This is a genomic window from Pseudonocardia nematodicida, assembly GCF_040105385.1.
GTDB classification, from domain to species: Bacteria; Actinomycetota; Actinomycetes; order Mycobacteriales; family Pseudonocardiaceae; genus Pseudonocardia; species Pseudonocardia nematodicida.
In genome coordinates, this window is the sequence record NZ_JBEDNQ010000010.1 from 26,875 (window position 1) to 46,082 (window position 19,208).

At 74.2% G+C, this 19,208-nt stretch carries 16 protein-coding genes; 7 read left to right on the forward strand and 9 right to left on the reverse strand.

Features of this window, described 5'->3' with window-relative positions; all coding sequences use genetic code 11:
- The first annotated feature begins 35 nt into the window (after positions 1 to 35).
- Together WIS52_RS22395 and WIS52_RS22400 are read left to right on the forward strand one after the other, a co-directional pair.
- A complete protein-coding gene (locus WIS52_RS22395; protein ID WP_349300301.1) occupies positions 36 to 797 on the forward strand; it encodes a CoA transferase subunit A in 762 nt (253 codons plus the stop codon).
- Positions 797 to 1,423: a 3-oxoacid CoA-transferase subunit B gene (locus WIS52_RS22400; RefSeq protein WP_349300302.1), complete on the forward strand. Its 627-nt coding sequence runs from the start codon at positions 797 to 799 to the stop codon at positions 1,421 to 1,423. Before WIS52_RS22395 ends, WIS52_RS22400 begins: the two co-directional genes overlap by 1 nt.
- Positions 1,424 to 1,466: 43 nt before the next feature.
- Here WIS52_RS22400 and WIS52_RS22405 read toward each other — a convergent pair whose 3' ends face one another.
- On the reverse strand, positions 1,467 to 2,678 hold the full coding sequence (locus WIS52_RS22405; RefSeq protein ID WP_349300303.1) for a cytochrome P450 family protein: 1,212 nt from the start codon (positions 2,676 to 2,678) through the stop codon (positions 1,467 to 1,469).
- A 35-nt stretch (positions 2,679 to 2,713) separates the two neighbouring features.
- Positions 2,714 to 3,850, reverse strand: a complete 1,137-nt coding sequence (locus WIS52_RS22410) for an NAD(P)/FAD-dependent oxidoreductase (RefSeq protein ID WP_349300304.1) — start codon at positions 3,848 to 3,850, stop codon at positions 2,714 to 2,716.
- Between the two features lie 915 nt (positions 3,851 to 4,765).
- Here WIS52_RS22410 and WIS52_RS22415 point away from each other — a divergent pair.
- Together WIS52_RS22415 and WIS52_RS22420 are read left to right on the forward strand one after the other, a co-directional pair.
- Positions 4,766 to 6,751 carry a M13 family metallopeptidase gene (locus tag WIS52_RS22415; protein ID WP_349300305.1) on the forward strand — a complete coding sequence of 662 codons (1,986 nt, stop codon included), beginning with the start codon at positions 4,766 to 4,768 and terminating at the stop codon, positions 6,749 to 6,751.
- Between the two features lie 50 nt (positions 6,752 to 6,801).
- The gene (locus WIS52_RS22420; RefSeq protein ID WP_349300306.1) at positions 6,802 to 7,020 is read left to right on the forward strand and encodes a hypervirulence associated TUDOR domain-containing protein; all 219 of its coding nucleotides are present in this window, start codon (positions 6,802 to 6,804) and stop codon (positions 7,018 to 7,020) included.
- A gap of 7 nt (positions 7,021 to 7,027) precedes the next feature.
- Here the strand turns inward: WIS52_RS22420 and WIS52_RS22425 are convergent, their stop codons facing one another.
- Positions 7,028 to 9,355 carry a CDP-alcohol phosphatidyltransferase family protein gene (locus tag WIS52_RS22425; protein WP_349300307.1) on the reverse strand — a complete coding sequence of 776 codons (2,328 nt, stop codon included), beginning with the start codon at positions 9,353 to 9,355 and terminating at the stop codon, positions 7,028 to 7,030.
- Positions 9,355 to 10,104: an FkbM family methyltransferase gene (locus tag WIS52_RS22430; protein ID WP_349300308.1), complete on the reverse strand. Its 750-nt coding sequence runs from the start codon at positions 10,102 to 10,104 to the stop codon at positions 9,355 to 9,357. The genes WIS52_RS22425 and WIS52_RS22430 overlap by 1 nt, the downstream gene beginning before the upstream one ends.
- Positions 10,105 to 10,266: 162 nt before the next feature.
- Between WIS52_RS22430 and WIS52_RS22435 the strand changes: the two genes are divergently transcribed.
- On the forward strand, positions 10,267 to 11,145 hold the full coding sequence (locus WIS52_RS22435) for a DUF4184 family protein (protein WP_349300309.1): 879 nt from the start codon (positions 10,267 to 10,269) through the stop codon (positions 11,143 to 11,145).
- Here the strand turns inward: WIS52_RS22435 and WIS52_RS22440 are convergent.
- A complete protein-coding gene (locus WIS52_RS22440; RefSeq protein WP_349300310.1) occupies positions 11,082 to 12,488 on the reverse strand; it encodes an SLC13 family permease in 1,407 nt (468 codons plus the stop codon). The two genes, WIS52_RS22435 and WIS52_RS22440, sit on opposite strands and share 64 nt — an antisense overlap.
- Complete coding sequence (locus WIS52_RS22445; RefSeq protein ID WP_349300311.1) at positions 12,485 to 13,663, reverse strand: CaiB/BaiF CoA transferase family protein; 1,179 nt, start codon at positions 13,661 to 13,663, stop codon at positions 12,485 to 12,487. Before WIS52_RS22445 ends, WIS52_RS22440 begins: the two co-directional genes overlap by 4 nt.
- 125 nt (positions 13,664 to 13,788) lie before the next feature.
- Between WIS52_RS22445 and WIS52_RS22450 the strand changes: the two genes are divergently transcribed.
- The gene (locus WIS52_RS22450) at positions 13,789 to 14,673 is read left to right on the forward strand and encodes a LysR family transcriptional regulator (protein WP_349300312.1); all 885 of its coding nucleotides are present in this window, start codon (positions 13,789 to 13,791) and stop codon (positions 14,671 to 14,673) included.
- A gap of 9 nt (positions 14,674 to 14,682) precedes the next feature.
- Here WIS52_RS22450 and WIS52_RS22455 read toward each other — a convergent pair whose 3' ends face one another.
- A complete protein-coding gene (locus WIS52_RS22455) occupies positions 14,683 to 15,198 on the reverse strand; it encodes a GNAT family N-acetyltransferase (RefSeq protein ID WP_379610408.1) in 516 nt (171 codons plus the stop codon).
- 53 nt (positions 15,199 to 15,251) lie between these two features.
- Between WIS52_RS22455 and WIS52_RS22460 the strand changes: the two genes are divergently transcribed.
- A complete protein-coding gene (locus WIS52_RS22460; protein ID WP_349300313.1) occupies positions 15,252 to 16,571 on the forward strand; it encodes an MFS transporter in 1,320 nt (439 codons plus the stop codon).
- A 79-nt stretch (positions 16,572 to 16,650) separates the two neighbouring features.
- Here WIS52_RS22460 and WIS52_RS22465 read toward each other — a convergent pair whose 3' ends face one another.
- Entirely contained in the window at positions 16,651 to 16,992 is a 342-nt protein-coding gene (locus WIS52_RS22465) for a DUF2200 domain-containing protein (protein ID WP_349300314.1), read from the reverse strand.
- A 19-nt stretch (positions 16,993 to 17,011) separates the two neighbouring features.
- Complete coding sequence (locus WIS52_RS22470) at positions 17,012 to 19,147, reverse strand: molybdopterin-containing oxidoreductase family protein (RefSeq protein WP_349300315.1); 2,136 nt, start codon at positions 19,145 to 19,147, stop codon at positions 17,012 to 17,014.
- Positions 19,148 to 19,208 lie beyond the last annotated feature (61 nt).

Consider the following 19,208-nt stretch of genomic DNA (forward strand, 5'->3'; position numbering starts at 1 on the left):
CCGAACGGTACTGTCGGCGCCGACGGAGGTGCGTGATGGACAAGGTGGTGTCATCCGCCGCGGAGGCGGTCGCCGACATCGGCGACGGCGCGTCGCTCGCGGTCGGCGGGTTCGGTATGTCGGGGGTCCCGACGGTGCTGATCGCCGCGCTGCTCGAGCAGGGCGCGACCGACCTGGAGACGATCTCGAACAACCTGGGCGTCGACGGCTTCGGCCTCGGCACCCTGCTCGCGGCCGGGCGGATCCGGCGGACGATCGGCTCCTACGTCGGCAACAACAAGGAGTTCGCGCGCCAGTACCTGGCCGGCGAGCTGGAGCTGGAGCTGACCCCGCAGGGCACGCTCGCGGAGCGGCTGCGCGCCGGCGGCGCGGGGATCCCCGCGTTCTACACCCCGGCCGGCGTCGGCACCCTGGTCGCCGACGGCGGCCTGCCCTGGCGCTACGCCGCGGACGGCTCGGTCGCGGTGATGTCCCCCGAGAAGGAGGTCCGCGAGTTCGACGGCGTGTCCTACGTCCTCGAGCGCGCGCTGACCCCGGACTTCGGGCTGGTGCACGCCTGGAAGGGCGACCGGCACGGCAACCTCGTCTACCGCCGCGCCGCCCGGAACTTCAACCCGGACTGCGCCGCGGCCGGCCGGGTCACGATCGCCCAGGTCGAGCACCTGGTCGAGCCCGGCGAGCTCGACCCCGACGAGGTGCACACCCCCGGCATCCACGTCCAGCGGGTGCTGCACGTACCCGGCGTCGAGAAGCCGGTCGAGTTCCGGACCGTCTCGGATCGAAAGGCAGGCGGCTGATGGCCCGCACGCGCGACGAGATGGCGGCCCGGGTCGCCGACGAGCTGCCCGACGGCTCCTACGTCAACCTCGGCATCGGCATGCCGACCCTGGTCCCCGGGCACATCCCGGCCGGCCGGACGGTGATCCTGCACTCGGAGAACGGCATCCTCGGCGTCGGCCCCTACCCGGCCGACGACGAGGTCGACCCCGACCTGATCAACGCCGGCAAGGAGACGGTGACCGTCCTGCCCGGCGCCGCCTACTTCGGCTCGTCGGAGAGCTTCGGCCAGATCCGCGCCGGGAAGCTCGACGTCGCCGTGCTCGGCGGCATGGAGGTCGCGACCAACGGCGACCTCGCGAACTGGGCCGTGCCCGGCAAGATGATCAAGGGCATGGGCGGGGCGATGGATCTCGTGCACGGCGCGCGCAAGGTCGTCGTGATGATGGACCACGTCTCCAAGGACGGGTCCCCGAAGATCGTCGAGAGGTGCTCGCTGCCGATCACCGGCCTGGGCTGTGTCACGAAGATCGTCACCGACCTCGCCGTGATCGACGTGACCCCGGACGGCCTGCGGCTGGTCGAGACCGCCCCCGGCGTCGCGGAGGACGAGGTCCGCGAGAAGACCGGAGCCGCACTGCGCTGACGCGCCTGTGAGTACTTTTCGTGGCCAGGGCCCCGAAAAGTACTCACAGGCGCGAAGCGCCCATCTTCACGGGCAGGCTCGTCAGGCCGCGGACCAGGGTGGACTCCCGGTAGGTCAGTTCGGACGGGTCGACGGCGAGCGCCAGGTCCGGGCGCTGCGCGAACAGCCGCCCGATCGCCACCCTGGCCTCCAGGCGGGCGAGCTGGGCGCCCAGGCAGAAGTGGATGCCGTGGCCGAAGAACATCCCGCCCGGGGCGTCGCGGGTGATGTCGAGCCGGTCGGCGTCGGAGATCCAGTCCGGGTCGCGGTTGGCCGACGCCAGGCTGAAGAAGACCATCTGGCCGGCCGGGATCGTCACGCCGGAGTAGGTGACCTCCTCGGCGGTGAACCGCATCGGGGTCTGCGAGACCGGCGAGGAGAACCGCAGGAACTCGTCCACCGCCGAGGTGATCAGCGACGGGTCGGCGTCGAGCAGCGCGCGCTGCTCGGGATGGGTGAGCAGGGCCAGCGTGCCGTTGCCGATCAGGTTGACGGTGGTCTCGTGCCCGGCGAGCAGCAGCAGGAACGCCATCGCGACGAGCTCGTCGTCGGAGAGCCGGTCCCCGTCCTCCTCCTGGACGGCGATCAGCGACGACAGCAGCGCGTCGTCCGGCTCCACCCGCTTGCGCGCGATCAGCTCGGACAGGTAGCCGTTCAGCTTGCCCATCACGGCGCCCTTGTCCTCGCCGGGCGAGTCGTCGACCAGCGTCGACGACCAGGTCCCGAACATCTCGCGGTCCTCCGCGGGGACCCCGAGCAGCTCGCAGATGGTGAACGTCGGGACGAGGAAGCCGAACTCCCGCATCAGCTCGACGGTGCCCTCGGCGGGCATCGCGGCCAGCAGCTCGTCGGTGGTCTCGGTGATCCTCGGCTCCAGGTCGGCCACCCGGCGCACGGTGAACGAGCGGCTCACCAGCTTCCGCAGCCGGGTGTGGTCCGGCGGGTCCATCAGGATCATCATCGGCGTCGGCGCGGCCGGGGAGTCCGCGCGCTGCTCGGCGGGGAGCGTGTACCGCCAGTCCTTGCTGATCCGCGGGTCGACGTGCGCCTCCCGGACGTCGGCGTAGCGGGTCAGGAGCCAGGCCGGCCCGTCCGGGAGCTCGAGGCGTCGCACCGGCTCCTCGGCACGCAGCGCCGCGTAGGCGGGGTAGGGGTCGGTCCAGAACGCGCCCGAGAACAGGTCGTGCCGCTCGGTGCCGGTGGTGGTCAGCGCCATGGGCGCCATGATGCCAGCGCGGGGTAAGCGCGCGCTTACGTCAGCCGGGTGACCGAGCACACAGCCGGGTCGACGGCGATGTCGGCCGGCATCGTCCGCCCGAGGATCACCGCGGCGGCCAGCGCGGCCATCGCCGGGGACGACTCGATCCCGGACCCGCCCTGCCCCGCGACGAGGTGGAACCCCGGGTGGCCGGGCCACTCCCCCAGCACCGGGAGGCGGTCCGGGGCGAACGTGCGCAGGCCGGCCCAGGCGGTCCGCACGGACCGCAGGCCGAACGTGGTCGCCTCGTTCACCCGCTCCAGGGCGAGCGCGACGTCGAGCTCGTCCGGGCGGGCGTCGCCCGGCGGCTGCGGGGTCTCGTCCCCGGGAGAGACGAGCACGCTGTCCGGCTCGGCCTTGACGTACCAGCGCTCGCCCGCGTCGACCACCATCGGCAGCGGCGCTCCGCCGGGCCGCAGCCGCGCGAGGTCCGGTACCGGGCAGGCCGCGATCGTGCGCCGGTAGGCGGTCAGCCCCACCCGCGGGACGCCGGCCAGCGCGGCCAGCTCGTCGGCCCACGCCCCGGCGGCGTCGACGACGGCGGCGGCGCGCACCCGGCGGCCGTCGGCGGTGCGCACGTCCCACCCGGTCCCGTCCCGGGCCACCTCGACGACCTTCGCGCCGCGCAGCACGGTGCCGCCGCGGCCGCGCAGGCCACGCCGGTAGCCGTCGTGCAGGGCGATCGCGTCGATGTCGGCGGACCCGGCGATCCAGGCCGCGGCGCGGGGCGGGCGGCGCAGCACCGGAACCCGGCGCACCGCCTCGCCCGGGTCGATCGGCTCCGGCGCGCCGGGCTCGCCGCGCTGCTCGTCGAGGGTGGCGGCCAGCGCGGTGGCGCCGGCCTCGTCGTCGCCGAGCAGGAGCACCGGGCGCGGGGTCAGCAACGGCGGCGTGCCGAGCTCGTCGGGCAGGGCCGCGTAGCGCGGGCCGGACGCCTCGATCAGCGCCCGGAACGGCCCGGTCCCGTGGCCCGGGATGTAGGTGGCGGCCGACCGCGCGGTCGAGTGCACCGGCATGTCCTGCTCGGCCTCCAGCAGCACGACGCGTGCGTGCGCGGCCAGCTCGTAGGCCACCGAGACGCCGGCGATGCCGCCGCCGATCACCACCAGGTCCGTGTCGGGCTCGTCCACACCGGCGACGGTAGCCGGGGCGGCGCCGTCGGGAGAAAACCCGTGGCGGTGCCCGGAGGATCACCTCTAGCCTCGCCGCCATGCTGATCCGGTTCCTCTGAGCGGCTCACGGCGGTCGTCCGCCGTCCCGCCGGCCCGTGGCGTCTCCTCCCGGGCCCGGAACCGATCCTGCGCGCTCGCGCACGCTCGTCCGGCGCTCCGCCGTCCCGTGTGGACCGCACCGTCGTCACCGGCCTCGTGACCCCACCCGCCGCACCCCGTGCGGGGTGCATCCGTCCTGCCAGGAGGCCCGTATGCGCACCACCCGATCCACGACCACCCGCACCGCCCACAGCCTGACCGCCGCGGCCGCGGGTACGACGGCGGGCCCGGCCAGGACGGAGCCCACACCGGCCCTGCCCGCGCCGGTCACCCCCGCATCGCCCGTGCCCGCATCGGTTGCGCACGCACCGGTGGAACCGGTCCCCGCGACCGGTGACCGTCCGGTGAACCGGGCCGAGCGTCGCGCGCAGCGCCGGGGCCGGGGTACTGCGGGCGGGTCGGCCGCCGGGCCGCCCGCGCCCCGCACCGCCGGACCGGCTCCGCACGTCAAGCCCACGCACGTGCGGACCGATTTCGCCGCACGCCGGACCGGCTGAGGGACGCGGCCCCGTTCCCGCACCCCGGCCCCGTTCGCGCGCCGGCTCGAGCCGGTGCGGGGCTGCGGGTGCCGGGACCCGGCACCCACCCGTCGCCCTCGCGCGGCGGGACATGGGACGGGGGCGCCGGCCGGGACGCGACCCGGCGGCCTGGGCGGGCACGCGTCCGTCCCGGCGTCATGCCCCCGGCCCGGCGGGGACCGGACGTGCCACCCGACACCCGCCCCATCCCGCCCGCCTCCTCGAAACCGTCGGGGGTCGCGGGCAGGATGGGGGCATGACGACCACCGAGCCCGCCCCGACCGCACGGCCGTCCGGCCTCGACCTGACCTGGGTGGACCCGGCGGTCCGGCCGCAGGACGACCTGTTCGCCCACGTCAACGGCCGGTGGCTGGCGACCCACGAGATCCCCGAGGACCGCTCGCAGGACGGCGCGTTCCGGGTGCTGCGCGACCGCGCCGAGGACCAGGTGCGCGCCATCGTGCAGGAGTGCGCGGAGAGCTCGCCGGAGCCCGGGACCGAGGCGCGCAAGGTCGGCGACCTGTTCACCTCGTTCATGGACGTCGAGCGGGTCGAGCAGCTCGGCGTGACGCCGCTGCGCCCAGTGCTCGACGAGATCTACGCCGCGACCGGCTCCGCGGCGCTGGCCGGCGTGCTCGGGCGCCGCCAGCGCGAGGGCCGGGCGGCGCTGTTCGGCGAGTTCATCGCCACCGACGCCAAGGACTCCTCGCGCTACCTGGTCAACATGAACCAGGCCGGGCTGGGCCTGCCGGACGAGTCCTACTACCGCGACGACGAGTCGGCCGAGATCCGCGCCGCCTACCTCGCGCACCTGCAGCGGCTCGCCGAGCTGGTCGGGCTGGCCGAGCCGGCCCGGATCGCCGAGCAGGTCATGGAGCTGGAGACCGCGCTGGCCGACGCCTCGTGGGACCGGGTGACCAACCGGGACGCGGAGAAGACCTACACCCTGATGACCCGCGACGAGCTGCGCGCCGCCGCGCCCGGCTTCGACTGGGCGGAGTGGGAGGCCGCGCTCGGGGTGCCCGCGCACTCCTACGACGAGGTGATCGTCCGCCAGCCGAGCTTCGTCACCGCGGCCGCCGCGCTCTGGGCGGAGCGTCCGCTGGAGCAGTGGCAGGCGTGGCTGGCGCTGCACGTCGTCTCGGCCTGCGCCGAGTACCTGTCGTCGGACCTGGTCGAGGCCGACTTCGACTTCTACGGCCGCACGCTGTCCGGCACGCCCGCGCTGCGCGAGCGGTGGAAGCGCGGGGTCTCGCTGGTCGAGGGCGCGATGGGCGATGCGGTCGGCCGGCTCTACGTCGAGCGGCACTTCCCGCCGCGGGCCAAGGACCGGATGGTCGAGCTGGTCGCCAACCTGGTGGAAGCCTACCGGCAGTCGATCTCGACGCTGGACTGGATGAGCCCGGCGACCCGCGAGCGGGCGCTGGAGAAGCTCGGCAAGTTCACCCCGAAGATCGGCTACCCGGAGAAGTGGAAGGACTACGCCGGCCTCGGGATCGACCCGGCCGACCTGCTCGGCAACACCGGCCGCGCCGCCGAGTGGCGGCACGACTTCGAGTACTCGAAGCTCGGCGGTCCGGTCGACCGCTACGAGTGGCTGATGACGCCGCAGACGGTCAACGCCTACTACCACCCGCGGATGAACGAGATCGTCTTCCCCGCCGCGATCCTGCAGCCGCCGTTCTTCGACGCCGACGCCGACGACGCCGCCAACTACGGCGGCATCGGCGCGGTGATCGGGCACGAGATCGGGCACGGGTTCGACGACCAGGGCTCCCGCTACGACGGCGACGGCAACCTCACCGACTGGTGGGAGACCGCCGACCGCACCGAGTTCGAGTCCCGCGCGCAGATGCTGATCGACCAGTACGACGCGCTCTCCCCCGCCGGCCTGCCGAGCCACACCGTCAACGGGGCGCTGACCGTCGGCGAGAACATCGGCGACCTGGGCGGGCTGACCATCGCGCTGAAGGCCTACGCGATTGCGAACGACGGCGCCGAGCCCCCGGTCCTGGACGACCTGACCGGCGAGCAGCGGGTGCTGTTCGGCTGGGCCCAGGTCTGGCGGGCGGTGACCCGGGACGCCGAGGCGATCCGGCGCCTGGCCACCGACCCGCACTCGCCGCCGGACCTGCGCTGCAACGCGGTGGTGACCAACCTGGACACCTTCCACACCGCGTTCGGGGTCACGTCCGACGACGGCCTGTTCACCGAACCCGACCGGCGCGTCCGGATCTGGTGAACAAGCCCCGGTACCGGGTTCGACGCCCGGTACCGGGGTATCCCGGCGCCATGACGCAGAAGTTCGCGAAGGGCACCTGGGTGGCGTGGAACTGGGGTAACGGCTCCCCGACCGGCAAGGTCGTCGACTCCGCCACCGACCGGATGGAGCGGGAGATCAACGGGTCGACCCAGTCCCGCAACGGCACCGACGACAACCCCGCCTACCTGCTCGAGCAGGAGGACGGGCAGGAGGTGCTCAAGCTGCACTCCGAGTTGAAGAAGGCCTGAGCCCGGTCTAGTCGGAGAACGTGTCCAGGAACCGGTCGCGGAACTCGTCCATCCCCCACACCGGGGCGTCCGCCTCCGGTCGCAGACCGGGGTTCCAGCCCCACTCCCGCTCGACCCGGTCGAGCACGGCGTCGTCGCGGGTCAGCACCGAGATCGGCACGTCCTGCCCGGCGTCCGGGCCGACGATGATCTGTCCGGGCTGGTGGTCACCGAGCAGGACCACGACGAGGTCGTCGTCGCCGTAGCGCTCCACCCAGTCCAGTGTGGTCTCCAGCGAGTACCCGACCGAGTCGAGGTAGTCGTCCAGCAGGTCCGCGGGGTCGCCGGCGAGGACCGACTCCAGGGTGCGCTGCTCGGTGGCGTGCGGTTCGAAGACCGAGCCGTCGCCGAGCGTTCCCCAGGGCAGCAGCGGCGGGATCGGGGTGAAGGGGGCGTGGCTGGAGGTCAGCGCGATCTCGGCCATCAGCGGTCCGCGGTCGGCGCGGGCGTACTCGCGCCGGGTGAAGACCTCCAGCGCGTACTGGTCGGGCATCGGGGACCAGCTGAACGGCGGGCCGGCGTAGTCGAGCCCGTCGGGGCCGTGGATCCGCTGGAAACCGAAGAAGTCGGTGCCCTCCGGCCACGGCTGGGTCGTCCCCGGCTTCACCGCGGCGGTCTCCCACCCGGCGTCGGCGAACGCGCGGGGCAGCGTCATCCGGTCGGAGGCCAGCAGTTCCTGGTTGCGGGGCTGGCTGTCGATCCAGAGCCCGGAGGACAGTGTGGCGTGGGCCAGCCAGCTACCCCCGCCGGTGATCGGGGCGGTGAGGAACCCGGTGCGCGACGAGAATCCCGCGTCGCCGAGCGCGCGCTCCCCCTCGTCCAGCACGGGGCCGATCCGCTCGACCATGCCGGGGTCCGCGACGGCCGCCGTGCGGCCGTAGCTCTCCACGTAGGCGATCACCACGTCCTTGCCGCGCAGCGCCGAGAGCAGCTGGTCCTCGGGCCGCTCGGCCCGGGGGTCCTCGCCGACCGAGGCGGCGAAGGCACGCCGGCCCTCGAGCGCGGCCGGGACCTGGACCGCCCGGTCGTGCAGCCGGTTCGCGCCCTCGGCCGCCGCGACCGTGCGTCCGGCGGGCCCCTCCGCGAGCGCGAAGAGGACCATCCAGGCGGCACCGAGCACGGCCGCGCCCCGCAGGGTGGTCCGCCGGTGCCGGGCGGCGATCCGGCCGAGCCGCACCACCGCCCCCGCCGACGCGGCCACCAGCCCGACCGCGGCGACCACCACGACGACCACGAGCGTGGTCGCGACGGTCCCACCGGCGGTGGTGGCGACGAAGTCCCGGCCGCTGAGCAGCAGGCTCCAGTCCGACACCGGGTTGAACGGGCGGTCCTGGGCCAGGAGGAAGCCGGCATCGAGGGCCGCGGACAGCCCGATGGCGGCCAGCAGCAGCCCGGCGACGACCGCCACGACCGGGCGCGAGCGTCCGGGCGCGACGGCGAGCACCGCGGCCCCGACGACGATCTCCACGGGGAGCCGCGCGAACGCGGGCCACCCGATGCCCACCGGGTCGGCGGGGACCAGCAGCAGCGCCCCGACCAGGGCGGCACACGCCGCGGTGAGCAGCCCGGCGCCGAGCGCACGGCTCAGGAACGTCCGCTCACCGGCCCCGCGCCACAGCTCGGCGACCGACACCCCGAACGACCACGTCAACGCGGCCAGCGCCGCCGCGAGCAGCACGTACTCCACAGCCGGCGGCAGCACCCCGGTGGCGACGACGACCAGGACCACGCCCTGCACCGCCGCGACGACCTTCGCCGAGTACCGCGGCGACAGCTCGCCCCGCAGCCACGGCAGCACCCGACCCGCCGCGACGAAGGCGTAGCGCATCGCACCGAGCGCGATCGCCCACCACACACCCGACGTCGCTGCGACGTGCACCGAGAGCACGAGCAGGAGCAGGGCGTCGGTCTCCATGTCGAACCGCGCGCCGAGCGCCGTGACGGTGCCGGTGCGCCGGGCGACCGGCCCGTCCACCGCGTCGAGCGCGAGCGCGACCCCGGCCAGCCCCACCAGGGCGACGTGCCCGGCGCCGTCCTGCCCGACCAGCGTCGCGGCCCCGAGCACCAGGGCACCCCGGGCCAGCGTCACCGCGCCCGCGGGTCCGAAGGTGACCTCCCCGGCCCGGTGGGCGGCGCGCAGGAGCAGCGCGGCCGCCGTCGCGGCGAGCAGTACCCCGGCGACGACGCGCACGACGCCGATGCCGGTCAGCGGGACGAGCGCCGCCAGCACTCCGGACAGCAGCGCGGACGCGGCCGCGAGCTGCCGGGTGATCGGCGCGACGGACTGGAGCGCCACTACGCGGGCGTCACGTAGACGTCGCCGGAGCGGCCGAGCGGGCGACGCCGGTCGAGCAGCGCGGTCATCCCCTCGGCGTCCAGCCCGTCCTCGCCGCCGGCGTCGGGGTCCCAGCGCATGGTCTCGACCGGGGAGTAGCGGTAGCGGTGCGGCCCGAGGGACTCGAGCCGGGCGATCACGGCGAGCGCGTCGTCGTGCGCGGCCGGGACCCACTCGAACGACAGGGCCGGCAGCGGGTGGGACAGGCCGGCGACGACGTCGGCCTCGAACCCCTCGACGTCGATCTTGCAGAAGTCGGGGACGCCGTGCTCGGCGATCAGCTGGTCGAGCGTGGTGACCTGGACCGGGACGGTGTCCTGCCAGCGGACCCCGGCGAAACCGGCGTCGTCGGAGACGGTGCGGCGCCAGTCCGAGGACATCGACGAGACCGTCGGTGTCGCGCGGGAGATCCCCAGCCGGGCGGTGCCGGGCTCGGCGCCGAGCGCCATCGGCAGCACGGTCACGTCGTCGTCGCGATCGAAGAGCACCTTCAGTATCCGGACGAAGTCCGGCTGCGGTTCGATCGCGACAACTCGGGCGCCGAGTCCCCGCCAGGCCCGGACCCGGTTCCCGGCGTGCGCGCCGACGTCGAAGGCGAGCGCACCGGGCTCGAGGAAGGCCGAGTAGAACTCACGCATCCGGCGCTGCCGGCCGGGGATGCCGTGGTACATCGCGAGCGATCGGGCGATGCCGTAGGCGCGGGTCAACACCGCCCGAGGGTAGTACCCGCCCGGATGCGGGCGTCGGCGGCGTTGTCCACTCCGCGCGGGAACCGCCTGCCCGGCCGCCGGCCGCGCAGGCGATCATGCAGTGCGAACCCCGACCGGGGCCGCCACCGGCCTCCGCCGCGCCGCGACCGAGGAGTCCGCTCGATGCCGTTCACCCTCGCCCATCCCGCGGCCGTCGTCCCACTGCTGCGCGGCCCGTTCGTGCCGCCCGCCCTGGTCTGCGGGGCCCTCGCCCCGGACGTGCCGTACTTCCTCGGCACGCTGGGCATCCCGCGGCACGCCCAGGCCTGGTACGAGCCGTTCCTCAACGCCACCACCTCGCACGGCCTCTCCGGGCTGTGGGTGTCGACGACGTGCGGGCTGGTGCTGCTGGGGCTGTACGGAATGGTGCGCCGCCCGGTCGGGGCCGTGTCGCCGTTCCGGTTCCGGCCCGGGGCCCCCACGGTTCCACTCGTGCGACGGGCGGGCTGGGTGCTGCCGTCGGTGCTGATCGGCGTGCTGACCCACGTGCTGTGGGACTCGCTCACCCACAACGACGGTGCGGTGGTTCCCCGTCTGGACGTCCTGTCGACCCCGCTCGCGGGCGGTCTCACCGCGGCGCGGGCGTTGCAGCACCTGAGCACGGTGGCCGGGCTGGTCGTCGTCGCGATGTGCCTGCGGCGGCGGGTCGAGCGGGTGCCGGCGGACCGCGCCGGTCACCGCCTGTCGTCCGGTTCGCGGCGCGGTGCCCTGGCCGGGCTGGCCCTGGCGACCCTGGCCGGTGCCGTGCTCGCCACCGGGCGGTCTGTGCTCGCGCACGTCGGGACCGCGCCGGCGGACGACGCCGGGCAGACGCCCCGGGAGTGGGCCGAGCTGGTCCTGGCGGACTCGGCCAAGGGCGGCGGCGCCGCGCTCGTCGCCGCACTCCTCGTGCACTCCGGCCTCTGGTGGGCCTACCGCGCCCGGCGCCGCCGCCGGTGTCACCACCAGCCGAACAGCGCCCACACCAGCGGCGGCGCGACGACCACCGATACCAGACCGTAGATCAGCAGGTGCCGGAACAGCCGCTCGCGGGCCGCCGGTTCGGCGGAACCGAGCAGGAGCCCGCCGGTGATGCCCAGCGGGTTGACGTCGGGCAGGACCAGCGACAGCGCCAGGGCCAGCACGGCCCCGACCGGCGACAGACCGGCCTCGATGAGCGGCGGCAGCAGCGGGAGCATCGTCACGAAGACCGCGATCGAGCTCGCGGCGAACGTCACCACGGCCGCGATGAAGCACAGCAGCAGCAGGCTGATCATCGGGCTGCCCTGCACGGTGAGCAGTTCGCTCATCCGCTCGAAGGCGCCGAGCTCCTGCATCAGACCGATGTAGGTGAGCAGGCCGCCGATGAGCAGCACGACGCTCCACGGCAGCCCGGCGACGGTCGCGTTGGCGTCGAGGCGCAGCACGAGGTGCAGCAGCACGGCCGCGGTGAGGCCCAGGTAGCCGATGTCGAGGTCGAACCCGACGGCCAGGCCGACGACGCCGGCCATGGTGGCGAGCGTCAGCAGCCGGACGGCCGGGGTGGCGACCTGCGTCCCGACCCGGGTGGCCGTCTTCGTACCGCCGCCGTCGGGTCCGGTGCCGCCCGCCCCCGGCCCGTCCCGCCCGGCATCGCCCGACCGCGTCCCCTCCGCCCGGGCGCCGCCCGCTCCCGGGCCGTCCTGCTCCGCATCGTCGTCGCCGGCCGCACCGGACCGGCCCGGGACCGCCACCTCCGGAGCCCCGACGCGGCCACGGGGCATCGCCCCGGTCAGCACGCCGACGGCCAGGCAGCCGGTGCAGATGACGACGCCCGCGACGAGGGCGCCCAGGAACAGCGGCAGTGTCGCGGATCCGGTGAGGCCGAGGTCGCCGGACATCTGCATGGTCGCGATGCCGTACATCGCGAACGGCGACAGGATCCCGCTGAGGATGCCGGTGACCCCGACGACCGAGGCGATCAGCGGTGAGTACCGGAAACGGGTGGCCAGGCCCAGCGCGATCGGGGCGACGATCGCGACGGCGGCGGCCGGCAGCGTGCCGATCGCGGTCAGCACGGCGCCGACGACGAACGGGACCAGCGGCACGAACAGCACCCGGCCCCGGACCAGGCCGAGCAGCCGGTCGAGCAGCCAGTCCAGGGTGCCGTTCACCTTGGCGGTGGCGAACAGGGCCATCACGCCGACGATCAGCACCACGAAGTTCGCCGGGAAGAAGCCGGTGACCTCGTCGGACGGGACACCGGCGATCAGGCCGAGCAGGAACGCCGCCGACAGCGCGGTGAGCCCCAGATGGAAGCGGGGCAGCACCGAGGCCAGCACGAACAGCGCGACCAGTACGACGATGGACAGGTCGGGGAGCGTCATCCGGAGATCACCCCGTCCTGGCGCAGCTCCTCGATCTCCCGCTCGTCGAGGCCCGCCAGCTTCCGCAGCACCTCGTCGGTGTGCTCGCCGAGGCGGGGAGCTCCCCGTGGCACCGTGCCGGTGAACCCGGAGAACCGGCCCGCCGGGGCCTGCACGGAGCGGCCGTCGACCTCGAGCAGCGATCCCCGCGCGCGGATGTGCGGGTCGGCGCAGATGTCGGCGGCCGAGTTCACCGGGCCGGCGGCGACCCCCGCCGCGACCAGCTCGTCCATCAGCGGGTCGAGGTCCCGGGCCGCGATGAACTCGCCGACCCGCCGCTCGATCTCCTCCCGGTGCTCGAGGCGCGCCGTCATCGTGGTGTGCACCGCCAGGTCGGGGGCGTCCATGACGCCGACCAGCCGGCGCCACATCTGCTCGGTCGAGGCCGGGACCGCGAGCCAGCGCCCGTCCCGGGTCCGGTAGAGGTTGTTCGGGCTGACGTGCGGGTTGCGGTTGCCCTGCCGCTCGACGCTGTGCCCGGTGGCACGAAAGTCGGCGATGAAGTCCTCCATCATCCGCAGCAGCGGCTCGTAGAGCCCGATGTCGGCGAGCTGGGGCTCGCCGGTGCGGTCCCGCTGGCGCAGCGCGAGCATCGCCGCGAACGCGGCGTACATGCCGGCCGTGCCGTCGGCGACCGGGTAGCCGGCGAACACCGGCGGTCCGTCGGGGTCGCCGGTCCGGTGGGTCAGGCCGGCGAAGGCCTCCGCGACCCGGGCGAAACCCGGACGGTCGGCGTAGGGGCCGGTGCGGCCGTAGGCGCTCAGGTGCACCATCACCAGGTCGGGCCGGTAGGCGCACAGGTCGTCGAAGTCGATCCGGAACCGGCGCAGCGTCGCGGGCCGGAAATTGGTGACGACGACGTCGGCGCTCGCCGCCAGCCGTCCCACCAGGTCCGCGGCGTCCGGGTGGTGCAGGTCGACGGTGACGCTGGACTTGTTGCGGCCCACCACCGACCAGCCGACCGAGGTGCCCGAGCCGTCCAGCGGCGGGTAGGACCGCGCGGGGTCCCCGGTCGCCGGGTGCTCGATCTTGATCACTTCCGCGCCGAACTCCCCGAGCAGGGACGACGTCAGCGGCCCGGCCAGGATCGTGGACACGTCCAGCACCCGCACTCCGGCGAGCGGTCCGTCCGTCACAGCGGTGTCCTTCCACGTCGAAGGTCCCCTCAGGGCGTCGGTGAGACGGTGCACCGGGCGTGTCCTGCACGGGAAGCCGTGATCACCACTCGGGGGTGAGAGGTTCCTCCTCTAACCTGAGCGCCGTGCGCGTCGAGCGGGCGAGGTACTTCCTGGCCGCGGTGGAGACCGGGTCGTTCCGGTCCGCCGCGGCCCGCTGCAGGATCAGCCAGCCGAGCCTCGGGCAGCAGATCGCGCTGCTGGAGGAGGAGCTGGACGTCGTCCTGCTGACCCGCAGCCGCACCGGTGTCCGGCCGACCCCGGCCGGGCAGGCGCTGCTGGAGCCGATGGCCCGGCTGGTCGCCGCGCAGGACGCGGTGCACGGGGCGGCGATGGAGGCCCGCGGCTCCTACCACGGCAGCGTCCGGGTCGGCGGGGTCTCGGTGACGGTGGAGATGCTGGTGGCCCCGGTGGTCGGCCGGGTCCGCGAGCAGCACCCCGGGCTGCGGTTCTCGGTCCGGGAGGGCGCCTCCGCCGACGTCGAGGCGGCCGTGCTCGCCGGTGACCTCGATCTGGCGGTGATCACGGCGCCGGCGGAGCCGCCCGCACCCGGGATCCGGCGGGTCCCGCTGTTCGACGCCCCGGTGGGTGTGCACGTGCGCCCGGACCACCCGCTCGCCGGCCGTGCGCAGCTGCACTGGCGAGACCTGGAGACCTGGCCGATCGTCACGATGCGGCCCGGCACCGTGCTGTGGGACCTGATGCGCCGACGGCTGCCGGACGCCGACGTCGTGATCGAGGCGATGTCTGCGCGCACCGTGCAGGTGATGGTCCGCCAGGGCGCCGGCGTCGGGGTGCTCGCCCGCTTCGGCCCGGTGGCCGACGACCCCGACCTGGCCTGGATCCCGCTGCACGACGCCGACGACGTCGGGATCTGTCTCGCCGAGCGGGCCGACAGCAGGCCGTCCCGGTCGGCGCTGATCGTCCGGCGGCTGCTGCGGGCCCGGGCCGACGAGCTGGCGACGGCGTGACGGACCGCGCTACACGGCCGGGCCGGTCGCGGGCGGCTCGGCGAGCGTGCGGCGGTACCAGCCGACGTCGCGCCAGGCGCCGTGCTTGTAGCCGACCCCACTGAACACGCCGACCTCGGTGAACCCGAGCGCCCCGTGCAGCGCGATGCTCGGGTCGTTGGGCAGCGTGATCCCGGCGACGGCGACGAGCATGCCCCGCTCGACGAGCCGGTCGAACAGCTCGTCGTAGAGCGCGCGCCCGAGGCCGCGGCCGCGGGCGTCGGGGTGGAGGTAGACGCTGACCTCACAGGTCCAGCGGTAGGCCGGCCGGGCCTTCCAGGTCCCCCCGTACGCGTAGCCGAGGACCGCCCCCTCCTCCTCCGCGACCAGCCAGGCGTGCCGCCGCTGGGCGTCGGCGATCCGCTCGGCCATCTCGACCGGCCCGGGCGCCTCGACCTCGAAGCTGATCGCCGTGTCGTCGACGTACGGGGCGTAGATGCGGGCGCAGGCGTCGGCGTCGGTGGCGGTGGCGTCACGGATCGGCACGACGCGTATCGAATCACGGTGCATCGACGGCGTTCGCGGGTGAGGATCGTGCGGTGACGTCCTGCGCCGTTCGTCCGGCGACCCCCACCGGCCTGCTGTCCGTCGTGCTGGGCCTGCTCTTCGGTCTCGCCGGGACCTCGACGTCCGGGGTGACGGTCGCGCTGCCCCTGCTCGCCGGCGACCTCGAGGTGACGACCGCGACCGCGACCTGGATGGTCAGCGGCTACGCGGTGGCCCTGGCGGTCGCGACCCCGGTGCACGGACGGCTGGCCGACGTCGCCGGGATCCGCGCCCCGCTCTGCGCCGGGGTCGCGCTCCTGGCCCTCGGCGCGGGCGCGGCCGCACTGGCGACGTCGTTCACCCACCTCATGATCGCCCGGGTGCTGCAGGGCGCGGGCGCGGCGGCGGTCGCGGTGCTGGCGGCGGCGCTGCTGACCGCCCTGACCGACTCCGGCCGGCGCGGCGCGGTGCTGGGCCGGCTGGCCGGTACCTCGGCCGTGCTGTCGTCACTGGGCCCGCTGCTCGGCGGCGCGCTGACGGTCGTCGGCGGCTGGCGCGCCGCGGTGGCGCTGCCGGTGGCCGCGTTGCTGGCGGTGCCCTACCTGTGGCGGCGCTCCGCCGTGCCCGGCGACGGCGCCCGGCTGGACCTGGTCGGCGCGGTCACCGTCGCGGTCGCGGTGTCCGGCCTGGTGCTGCTGATCCAGTCACCGAGCGCGGGCGCGGTGGCCGCGGTGTGCGGTGCGGCGCTGCTGGTCGTGGGGATCCCGGCCACCGCGGTGTGGGTGCGGCACCGTCCGGACGGCTTCCTCCCCCGCTCGGTGATCACGAACTCGGCGGTGGTGCGCAGCGCGCTCTGCGCCTCGGCGATTCCGGCGAGCTGGTTCGCCCTGCTGCTGGGCATCCCGCTCGCCCTGGCCGGCTGGGGATGGAGCCCGCTGACGACCGGGCTGGTGCTGGTGCCGTCCGCGGCGGTGGGGGTGCTCTCCCCGGTGGTCGCCGGGTACCTGCTGCGCCGGCTCGGCTCACGCCGCACGCTGGTCGCCGCATGCGCGACGACGGTCGTCGGTCTGGCCGCCGGGGTCGTCGGGATCGCGACGGAGCAGCCCTGGGTCCTGGCATTCGCCCCGGCCCTGGTGACGCTGGCGTTCGGCACCGGCCAGCCCGCGATGATCGCCGCGGTCGGCGCCGCGGTGCCCGACGACCGGCGCAGCGGTGCCATCGGCGTCGCCACCCTGTGCTTCCTCACCGGGGCCGGGGTCGGCGCGGCGGTGGTCGGCGGGTTCGCCGTGGTCGTCGGGCTCGCGGCGGCACTCGCGCTGCTGGCCGTGCTGCCGATCACCGGGACGCTGGTGCAGGCGCTGGCCCGCCGCTGAGCGGCGGACGACCGCCCATGATCGGTGCACGTCCCGGCCACCACGCGGGCCACCGCATCGGTGATCGGCCCGGTCGCCGTCAGGCCCGCAGGACCTTCGACATCGGCCGGCCCCTGGCCAGCTCGTCGACCAGCTTGTCGAGGTAGCGGATCTTCTGCATGAGCGGGTCCTCGACATCCTCGACCCGCACGCCGCACACCGTCCCGGTGATCAGCGAGACACCCGGATGGAGGTGCGCGTCGGCGAAGAACTGCTCGAACGTCGTGCCGTCGTCGAGGTGCCGGCGCAGGGTCGCGTCGTCGAAGCCGGTCAGCCAGCGGATCACCTCGTCCAGCTCCTCGCGGGTGCGTCCCTTCCGCTCCATCTTCGTGACGTAGTGCGGGTAGACGGACGCGACGCTGGCGGTGAAGATCCTGGCCACGGCGTGCAGCGTAGCCGGGTCAGGCGCGCTCCACCTGCACCTTCGTGTCCGAGAAGGTGGGCGCGTGGCCGAGGTCGGCGAACCCGGTCGGGTTGATCGCGTTCACGGTGCTCTGCCCCTTGGTGTTCGACCGCCACGCCCCCATCGCCGTCAGGACGACGCCACGGGTCACCTCGTCGGTCACCACGGCCTTCGCCAGCACCGCGCCGCGCTCGTTGAACACCCGGACCAGGTCGCCGTCGGCGAGGTCGCGGTCGGCCGCGTCGGCCGGGTTCACCCATGCCGCCTGCTCGCCCTGCACCCGCTGCTGGGCGGGCAGGTTGGCGTAGCTGGAGTTGATGTAGGCGTGGGACTTCGGCGAGATCAGGTTCAGCGGGTACGGACCGTCGGTCCCGGCCGGCGGCACGTAGCGCGGCAGCGGGTCCACCTCGCCGCCGGGCTGGAACTCGTTCGAACCCTGCCGGAACAGCGGGAGCACGAAGTCGCCGCCGGCGGCGGCCGCGGAGACGAACTCCTGCTTCCCGGACGGCGTCGGGAACCCGCCCTCGGCGTGCGGGGCGTAGGCGTCGGGACCGGGCAGGTTCAGCCGCGCCCACCCGGTCTCGGCGAGGGTCTCCGGCGTGATCCCCTCCAGCGCCGGCGCCGACCAGTCGTAGGCGGCGGCGATCATCTCGTCGTCGGTCATCCGGAAGCACGGCTCGTCGTAGCCCATCGCCGCGGCGAGCCGGCGGAACAGCTCGGTGTTGCTGACCGCCTCACCGACCGGCGGGATCGACGGCCGGTTCAGTCCGATGTAGAGGTGGCCCCAGGAGAACATGACGTCGGTCTGCTCGAGCTGGGTCGCGGCGGGCAGGACGATGTCGGCGTACTGGGCGGTGTCGGTGAGGAACTGCTCGGAGACGACGGTGAACAGGTCCTCGCGGGCCAGCCCGGCGACCACCTTCTCCTGGTCCGGGCAGACGACGACGGGGTTCGAGTTGTAGACCATCAGCGCATGGACGTTCCCGCCCTCGATCTCGTCGTTGAGCGCGCGCCCGAGGTGGAACTGGTTGATGATCCTCGTCCCCTCGGGCCGCAGCTGAGGTTGCGAGAGGGCGTCCCAGTTCACCGGGAACGCCCACAGCGGCAGTGCGAGCAGCCCGCCGCCGGGCTTCCGCCAGGCGCCGACGAGCCCGGGCAGGCAGGAGATCGCGCGCACGGTGTTGCCGCCGCCGGGGTGGCGTTCGATCGCGACGCCGATCCGGATCATCGACGGTTGCCCGGCGGCGTACTCGCGGGCCAGGGTGCGGATGTCGTCGGCCGGGATCCCGGTCTCGGCCTCGGCCCACTCCGGGGTGCAGTCGGCGACCCGCTCGGCCAGCTCGTCGACGCCGACGGTGTGCTGCTCCACGTAGCCGGCGTCGGTCAGCCCCTCGGTGATGATGACGTGGATCAGCGCCATGGCCAGCGCGCCGTCGGTGCCGGGGCGGATCGGGATGTGCCAGTCGGCCCGCGCCGCGGTCTTGTGCTTCACCGGGTCGATGACGACGACCTTCGCCCCGTTCCGCTGGGCCTGCGCCACGAACGGCCACAGGTGCAGGTTGGTGGAGACCATGTTGCAGGCCCAGACGACGATGTATCGGGAGTGCGCCAGGCTCTCCGGGTCGACGCCGGCGGTCGGGCCGAGGCTCATCACGTAGGCCGTCGACGCCCCGGAGTCGCAGTAGGTGCGCTCGCTGACGGTGGCGCCCATCCGGTTGAAGAACGGGTCGCCGACGTTGAGCCCGTTCAGCGTGCCCTGGGTGCCGAGGTAGCTGACCGGCATGACCGCCTCGGGTCCGTGCTCGGCGATGACCCTGGTGAAGTTCTGCGCGACGGTCGCGACCGCCTCGTCCCAGCTGATCGGCTCGAAGCGGCCGGAACCCTTGGGCCCGGTACGACGCAACGGCGTGGTGACACGGTCCGGGCTGTAGACACGGTCGACGTAGTTGTTGACCTTCACGCAGAGCCCGCCGCGGGTGAAGGGGTGGTCGGGGTCGCCGCGGACGCCGGTGGCCCGGCCGTTCTCGACGGTGACGGTCATCGCGCAGCCGTCCGGGCAGTCGTGCGGGCAGATCGCCCGCCGGGTGCCCGATCCGTTGAGGTCGGTCAGGGGCAGTTCGGGTGCGGTGGTCATCGCGGACGCCTCCGGGTGGGCCGGTCGTGGGTGGCCGGTCGTGGGTGGCCGGTCGGGTGGT